This is a genomic window from Longimycelium tulufanense (assembly GCF_014645795.1).
GTDB lineage: Bacteria > Actinomycetota > Actinomycetes > Mycobacteriales > Pseudonocardiaceae > Longimycelium > Longimycelium tulufanense.
In genome coordinates, this window is the sequence record NZ_BMMK01000073.1 from 1 (window position 1) to 8,199 (window position 8,199).

An 8,199-nucleotide genomic window follows, 5' to 3' on the forward strand; every position below is an offset into this window, starting at 1 on the left:
ATACGTCATACCTCCTGGTCAGGAACCTACATAACCCCTGAGCCACAAAGTCTGACGCGCGACAACCGGGGAAGGGACAGTGGGCCCACCACGTGCCGGGCTGCCAACACATCGGGTGGCCAGCCGGAGACCAGCAGATATCCGGCGGCGGCCAGCAGCATCCCCGCGACCGTCACGATCCGGTAACTCAACCGCCCTGCCAACCAGCCACCCAGCACCGCGCCGATCGGCAGCGCCGCCAGGAACCGCACCAGCAGGCCCGTCGCCGCAGCGGTCTCCTTACCCAGCACCGTCTGCGAGAACAGCTGTACGTCGACGAGCGTCACCATCAGTGCCGCACCTGCCGCCGCACTCGTTAGCAGCGCCGCAAGGAACGGCCGCATCGCCACGCCGGCGGGGTCGAGCAACCGGGTACGGGCCCTCGCTTCCCACAGCAGAAAGCCCACGAAGGCCACGCCTGCGCCACCCAGGGCCGGCAGCCCCCAGGGCGGCAACACCGACTTGTCGGGCTGCTCGTTGTAGAGCCCGACCACCAGCAGCCCCAGCGTCACGGCCAGCAGCGCACCGCCGACCACGTCGACCTTCGCGCTCGTACGCAACGCGCTCGGCCGACCCGCCGGCACCGAGAACTGCACCAACACCATCGCCAGCAACGCGAGCGGCACGTTGACCCAGAACACCCCGCGCCACTGCACGAGCGCGGCCAGCGCCACCCCGTACAGCGGGCCCAGAACGCTGCCCAACTCCTGGGCCGCGCCCACCGCGCCCAGCACGGTCGCCCGTCGCCGCTCCGACCACAGGTCGGCTGCCAGCGCCAACGTCACCGGGAGCAGCGCGCCACCCGCGACACCCTGCACCACCCGACCCGCCACCAGCGGCCAGAGGTCACCCGCCCACGCCGTCACCGCCGAGCCCGCGGCGAAGCCGAGCAGGCAGCCCTGCAGCAGCAGGCGCCGGCCGTAACGGTCGGAGAGCTGACCGAGCAGCGGCATCGCCGCCACGTACCCCAGCAAATAGCCGGTGACGATCGGGGTCGCCCGCTCCGGGTGGTTCAGCGGGACACCCAGGTCCCGCAGCATGTCCACGAACAGGCTAACGACGACGTAGGTGTCCAGGGCGGCCAGCAGCACCGCCAGCCCGCCCACGCCGATCGCGACGGAGCGCCTCCGCCGGCCGAGGACCTCGCTCACGCCGGTGGCCGGATGTCGACCTGCTTACCGAAGTCGGAGAACGCGACGGTGACGGGAACCTTGTTGCCGCCGTCGGCCCCGGGCACGTCGAAGCGGGCCTGCACAAGCCGCTTGCTGCCGGCGTCCACCCACAGCGTGCCCGGCACGTCCTCGGTCATCCCGGGCAGCAACCCGGACAGAGCGTCCTTCGGCGCGGTCGCCGCCACCCGGTAGGACTTGGTACCAGCCACTTCTTCCTCGGCCTCGGTCCGCGGCCCAGACGCCTCCGACAGCAGCTTGGCCACCCCGCGCTCCGGGTCCAGGATCGCGCTCGGGTCGTACAGCGTCGCCGCCAACCCGGCGGGGAACCGCTGGTAACCGCCGGTCGGGCCCTTGACGTAGATGTCCTGGTCGACCAGCACGAAGTCCAGCTCGGCCACGGAACCGGCCTGCTGCACCCGGGCCTTGCCCCGGGCGTTGCCCGCCCGGGTCAGATCGCCCTCGGCGCCGCGCAGCGGCAACCCGGCCACCGCACCGTCGGCATTGATCGTGAAGTGCACGCTCTCCACCGAGCGCATCGCCGCGGCGGACTGCCGCAGCAGCTCGCCACCGTCAGGCAGGGACTGGGCCGGCTTCGCATCGTCGGTGCAGCCCGCCACCAGCGTGGCGAGCAGGACCAACGCGCCCAGCCGGGCACAGCGCAGGATCATGCCGCCGATCGTAGGCAGCCACCCCCGCGCGCGCCGGCCGTATCCGCGTGCCGTGGCCGGCGCCACCCCCTGGCCACGCCTTACGCTGCCGGCATGGATCGCCAGCAGGAGTTCGTGCTGCGCACCCTCGAGGAGCGCGACATCCGGTTCGTCCGGCTCTGGTTCACCGACGTGCTCGGCTTCCTCAAGTCGGTCGCGGTGGCCCCGGCCGAGCTGGAGGGCGCCTTCGCCGAGGGCATCGGCTTCGACGGCTCGGCGATCGAGGGGTTCGCCCGGGTCTACGAGTCCGACATGGTCGCCAGGCCCGACCCGGCCACCTTCCAGGTCCTGCCGTGGGAGACCCCGGACGGCGAGCACTACTCGGCCCGGATGTTCTGCGACATCGCCATGCCCGACGGCTCCCCGTGCTGGGCCGACCCCCGGCACGTGCTGCGGCGTGCCCTGGCCCGCGCCAGCGAGGCCGGTTTCACCTACTACGTGCACCCCGAGATCGAGTTCTTCCTGCTCACCGACCTCACCACCGACGGCACCCCGCCGGAGCCGGCCGACTCCGGCGGCTACTTCGACCAGTCCAGCCACGACGCCGCCCCGCACTTCCGCCGGCACGCCATCGAGGCGCTGGAGGCGATGGGCATCTCGGTGGAGTTCAGCCACCACGAGGGCGCTCCCGGCCAGCAGGAGATCGACCTGCGCTACGCCGACGCCCTCACGATGGCCGACAACGTGATGACCTTCCGGTACGTCGTCAAGGAGGTCGCCATCAAGCAGGGGGTGCGGGCCTCGTTCATGCCCAAGCCCTTCTCCGAACAACCGGGCTCGGGCATGCACACCCACGTCAGCCTGTTCGAGGGCGACCGCAACGCCTTCTACGACAGCGAGGACCCCTACGAGCTCTCGGCCACCGGCAAGGCGTTCGTCGCCGGCCTGCTGCGCCACGCCCGCGAGATCACCGCGGTGACGAACCAGTGGGTCAACTCCTACAAGCGGCTGATCGTCGGCGGCGAGGCGCCCACCGCGGTCTGCTGGGGCCACGCGAACCGCTCGGCGCTGGTGCGGGTGCCGATGTACTCACCGGGCAAGGCGTCCTCGCGGCGGGTGGAGATCCGCAGCCTCGACACCGCCTGCAACCCCTACCTGGCCTACGCGATGACGCTGGCGGCCGGGCTGCGCGGCATCCAGGAGGGCTACGAGCTACCGCCGGCGGCCGAGGACGACGTGTGGTCGCTGACCGAGGCCGAACGCCGCGCCGCGGGTTACGAGAGCCTGCCGCAAAACCTGGCCGAAGCACTGGCCGTCATGGAGAACTCGGAGCTGGTCGCCGAGACCCTCGGGGAACACGTCTTCGACTTCTTCCTGCGCAACAAGCGTGCCGAGTGGGACGCCTACCGGCGTCAGGTCACGCCCTACGAGCTGCGCACCTACCTGCCCATGCTGTAGGAGGCGCAGGGCTTGCCGGGCGGCAGGACGCAGCGCCGGCCGATCGGCCCACGGCTCTGGGTTGGCCGGTTGTCCCCGCAGCTGCGGGGACAACCGGCCACATGGCTTTGGTTGCGACCCGAGCCTTCCTGCCCCCGCGCTACGCCGAATGCCTGGCGCAGGCCCCGCCGAAGAGCTGGGCCGGCCGAAATTCCTGGTAGTCGCGGGATTCAGCCGACCCGAACGCGGAACCGTGTGGGGAGCGCCCGGGCGGTGACGCGGGTGCCCACGCCGCCATACGTCACAGCCGCATGCGTTTCCGTGCGGAACTCACGTTTGTTGCCTGTCCGGGGAGGGTGTGTCGCCACCCCGACGCCTCTGGACAGACGGCATAGGTTCGGCACGTGCAGCACGGCAATCCCGACCCGAACCAGCAAGCCGACGACACCCCCGCGCCGTGCGGGCCGGACAGTACGGATCCGGCCGACTGGCCCCCGGGCGAGGGCACCGAAAAGACCGGTGCCCCGGAACCCGAGCCCACCGAGACCGAGACAACCGCCCCGATCCCGGTGATCGACCCCGAGCGGACGGCCGCCCCCCTCGCCGTCAAGGCCGCCGAGCCCCCGCTGATCGCCTGTACCACGGCGACCAGCGGCGAACTGGCCGCCGTGCGGGTGCTCGGGGAGACCTTCCTCGGCCACCACCCCGGCGCCCGCTTCGTGGCGTTACTCGTCGACCTGCCCGGCGGCGGAACCCCACCCGCCGGCGCGGTCGAGCTACTCCGCCCCGCCGACCTGGGCGTGGACGCCACCGAGCTGGCCCGCCTCGGCACCGCCTGCACCGCCGAGCAGCTGCGCGCAGTCCTGCGCCCCCGTCTCCTGACCCACCTGCTTCCCGCCGGCGGACCCGTACTCCATCTCGACCCCAGCGTGGTGGTGCTCGGACGGCTGGAGGAGCTGGTCCGCCCGCTGCTGCGCGAGCGCCCGTTGCTGTTGGTACCCCGCGTGCTGGAGCCACTGCCCCGCGACGGCCTGCGCCCCACACCCGCGGAGCTGCGTGCCGCCGGCTTCTTCGACCCCGGCTTCCTCGGGGTCGCGCCGACCGCCGAGCCGTTCCTGCACACCTGGGCGGACCTGGTCCGGCAACGCCCGGACGAGGTCGGTGCCTGCCTCGACGGCGCGCTGGCGCTGATCGACCACCACGTGCTGCGCGACCCGGGCGTCGGCCTGTCGGTATGGAACGCCGCGCAACGCGAGCTCACCAAGGACGACACCGGCGTGCCCCGCGTTACCGGCGCCCGGCTGCGGACCGCCCACCTGCACGGGTTCGACCCGCAACGCCCGTGGCTGCTGTCCGCGGACGTCGCCGACCGTCCCCGCGTCCTGCTCTCCGAACACCCGCTGCTCGCCGAGATCTGCGCGGCCTACCGCAACGACCTGGTCCGCGCCGGCCACACCCGGGACGCCGGCTACCGCTTCGACCTGCTTCCCGACGGCACCCCGCTGCCCGGTGCCCTCCGCCGCGCCTACCGCGAGGCGTGGCTGGCCGCCGAACGCGACGGGACCCCGCCGCCGCCCCCGGCATTCCGCGCCGGCGACGCCCCACACGACCCCGGCGACGTCGCCGAGTTCGTCGCGTGGGCCTGCGAACCCGCCGACGACCGGCAGCGCACGGCCGGGGGCTCCCGCTGGTCCGCCGCGCTGTGGGCCGACGACCCCGAACTGCGCCGCACCTTCCCTGACCCGTTCGGCGCAGACGCGGCGGCCTTCCGACACTGGTGCACACAGCAGGGCGTGCCCTCCGGACGGCTGCATCCCAACGCCGTACGCACCCCCTCCGTCCAGGCGCCGCCCATGGTCGACCAGCTCGGCGTGACAGTCCTCGGCACCGGAACCGTCGCCGACGAGCTGCGCGCCGCCGCACACGCGTCCGGACTGCCCACCTCCGCCGAGGCCGGATACCCGGTGGTCGTGCGCTGCCCGGGCGCACCCGCCCCGCCCACCGACCGCTACGTCGTCGAGGTGCACCCCGACGCCACCGCCGACCTCGACCTGACCGGTATCTCCGAACTGTGGGTGCTCTCCGAAACGGCGCGCCGCGACCTGCACCGGCTCGATGTCCCGGTGCACGCCGTCGCACTCCCGGTCCCCGACCGCGGCGAGGTCGACCTGCCCTCCCGCAAGGCGGCCCGCGCCCGGCTCGGCCTCGACGACCACCACGCCGTCTTCCTGGGAGCGGCCGAGCACACCGAGGAGCGGTGCGGCAACGCACTCGGCCTGGTCTCCGCGTTCCTCGCCGCCTTCGGCGAGCGCGACGACGCCCGCCTCGTGCTCGCCGTCACCGGCGCCGCCGACCACCCGGAGGCGGCCGAGCGCCTACGCCTCGCCACCGCCTCCGACCAGCGCATCGTCCTCGTCGAAGGCACCGGCGCCGAGGAACTGCTCGACGCCGCGGACTGCGTCGCGGCCCTGCACCGCGCACAGGACCCCGGCGGCGACACCGCCGGGGTGGGCGAGCGGACCGCCCTGCTCCTGGCCACCGCCGCCGCCCGCGGTATCCCCGTGCTGGCCAGCGACCACGGCGCCGTGGCCGAGCTGTTCGACCGCGCCGTCGCCGTGCTCGTGCCCTGCCACAACGGGGGCGTCGAACCCGACGTCCGGTCCGCCGCCCGGTTGCTGCGCGGCATCGCCGACGACCGGGACGGCGCCCGCGAGATCGGCCGGCTCGGCCGGGAGCACGTGCTACGCACCCGCACCGCCGTCAACGCCGCGGACCAGTTCCGGCACCGGGTCGAGCAGGCGTACCGGAGCTGGCGCGGCCGACTCGCCCAGGACCGGCTGAACCAGGCGGACGACCCGCTGCGCCCCCTACTCGTTGCCAAGCACGCCCTGCACCGGCAGCCCGAGGTGGACGCCCAGAGCAGGATCCCGATGGCCCCCGCCCTGCGGAAGGCGGTGCTCCGGGTGCTGGCGCACTACGACGCCCATCTGCGCGACATGATGGGCGCCCTGGTCGACGGGGTGGAACGCACCGCCGGGGAACTGCTACGCCGGCAGGACGAAGTCGCGCACAGCGCCGGGCTCGCCGAACTGGACGACGTCCGGGCGGACCTGGCCCGGCTGGCAGACCGGCAACAGCAGCTCGCCGACCAGCTCGTGGGTGCCGACGACGGCGTACTGCGCGCCCGGGCCGACCTGGCAAGCCAGGCCCGCCGCCTGGCCATGGTCGAGGAGGTCGTCGCCGCCGAGGCCGCCAAGCGCGGCAAGCAGATCGATGCCCTCGCCGAACGACTGGACCGGCTCGCCGGCGCGCTGACCAAGACCCTGGACCGGATCGACGCGCTGGAGACGACCGTCCAGGAGTCGCTGCGTGAACGGGACCAGCGCATGGAGTCCGGCATGCGCGCGGCGAGCCAGGCGGTCCGCACCACCGACGCACTGCGACGCGTGGTGGTGCGCGAGCACGAACGCCGCTGGGAGAGCGAGCCACGTGGAGAGGACCTCGCCGGCATCGCGACGTCCATGGTGCTCTGCGACGCGGGGGTGCTGCGGCTGCCGGCCGAGGACGGGCTGATGCTGCCGTGGCTCTCCACGCACGGCGTCTGGGAGCCCGACGTCGGTACGCTCATCGACTCGCTGCTCGAACCGGACGGCGTCTTCCTCGACGTCGGCGCGTACGTCGGGTATCACACGCTGCGCGTCCTCAGCCGGGTGGGCACACGCGGCACCGTGGTCGCGGTCGAACCGTGCGGCCGGGCACGCGCCCTGTTGCGGCACAACGTGGCGACCAACGTCGCGCCCGAGGTCGCTCGCGGGTTGACGGTGGTCGAGGCAGCAGCGTGGGACACGCCCACCGAGATCGAAGTGGTCCCGGCGCTGACCGGCGGTGTGAACGTGCGACCCCAGCCGGTCGCGGTCGCCGCCTCGGCCGTCGAAGCGGCGAACAACGGGGAGCCCGTGACGAACCTGCCCGATCCGGCGGCCAGGACGGGCGGGACGAGTGTGCGGGCAGTTCGGCTCGACAAGGAGCTGGAAGCGATCCCCGCGCTGGAGGACCTGCGCCTGTCGGTGGTGAAGGTGGATGCGCCGGGCGCGAGCCACCGGGCACTGGGTGGCCTGGTCCGGCTGCTCCGTCGGGACCGTCCGCACGTGGTGTGCGCGTTTTCCCCGTCGGCCACGGCGGAGCTGGGTGACGACCCGGCGGCGGCGCTGCGGGAGTTCGGCACCTGGGGATACGACCTGGTGGCCCTTGGTGGATCGGCACCGGTCAGCCCGGAGGACGTCCTGGGCGCGGTGGAGACCGCAGGGCCGGGAGCGACGGCATCGCTGTGGCTGCGGCCCAAGGATCGCTCCGGCTGATCGGTCCCGGCGGCGAGTTCGCTCACGGGGCACGGCACGACAGGCTCCTGGCGGACTGTCGTGCCGTTGCTGCCGCGGTGGTGGCCCCGTCGTCAACCGAGCCCGCTGATCGCCTTCTGATCGTTCTCGCCACCCCGATGTCGATCGCCGTTCACGATCCACAAGCCGCTGACCAGCCGATTTGACTTGTCGCGACAGAGGCGCGTAACTTTCTTCGTGCCGCACGGGAGGCCGGACGGGGGCCCGCAAGGGCCCGGACAGGACGGTCGAGCGAATCCCCCTCGCCAGGTGTTTCGGGGGCGGAGTGTCCCGGGCCGAGCGGTTGACGCCGCGGATCGGACCGGGTAGGCTTGTGTGGCTGTCGGGACGGAACCAGGGCAATGACCCCGAGGGGTCGATTTGACCGGGAAGAAACGGACCGGCTAAGCTAGAAACACCGAAACACAATCGCCCCGGATCGGGCTGCGTGTGAGCGCGGTTCTGTGATGGTGTGCGTGTGTTCTTTGAGAACTCAACAGCGTGCCGGATGTATGCCAGTGATGGTGG

Annotated in this window: 4 protein-coding genes; 2 read left to right on the top strand and 2 right to left on the bottom strand. The window is 72.6% G+C overall.

The window, feature by feature from the left end; all coding sequences use genetic code 11:
* Positions 1–26: 26 nt before the first annotated feature.
* Both IEY55_RS31180 and IEY55_RS31185 read right to left on the bottom strand, forming a co-directional pair.
* Positions 27–1,190 (bottom strand): MFS transporter, encoded by a 1,164-nt coding sequence (locus tag IEY55_RS31180; RefSeq protein WP_189062180.1) that lies wholly within the window; start codon positions 1,188–1,190, stop codon positions 27–29.
* Positions 1,187–1,879: an LppX_LprAFG lipoprotein gene (locus IEY55_RS31185; protein ID WP_189062181.1), complete on the bottom strand. Its 693-nt coding sequence runs from the start codon at positions 1,877–1,879 to the stop codon at positions 1,187–1,189. Before IEY55_RS31185 ends, IEY55_RS31180 begins: the two co-directional genes overlap by 4 nt.
* 93 nt (positions 1,880–1,972) lie before the next feature.
* On the opposite strand from IEY55_RS31185, the gene glnA reads away from it, so the two are divergent.
* Both glnA and IEY55_RS31195 read left to right on the top strand, forming a co-directional pair.
* A complete protein-coding gene (gene glnA, locus IEY55_RS31190) occupies positions 1,973–3,316 on the top strand; it encodes a type I glutamate--ammonia ligase (RefSeq protein WP_189062182.1) in 1,344 nt (447 codons plus the stop codon).
* Between the two features lie 383 nt (positions 3,317–3,699).
* Entirely contained in the window at positions 3,700–7,653 is a 3,954-nt protein-coding gene (locus IEY55_RS31195; RefSeq protein WP_189062183.1) for an FkbM family methyltransferase, read from the top strand.
* The last annotated feature ends 546 nt before the right edge of the window (positions 7,654–8,199 follow it).

Excerpts from the sequence above, each read along its gene's own strand:
- IEY55_RS31185 (WP_189062181.1), bottom strand. The coding sequence starts at position 1,879 with ATGATCCTGCGCTGTGCCCGGCTGGGCGCGTTGGTCCTGCTCGCCACG.
- glnA (WP_189062182.1), top strand. The coding sequence starts at position 1,973 with ATGGATCGCCAGCAGGAGTTCGTGCTGCGCACCCTCGAGGAGCGCGAC.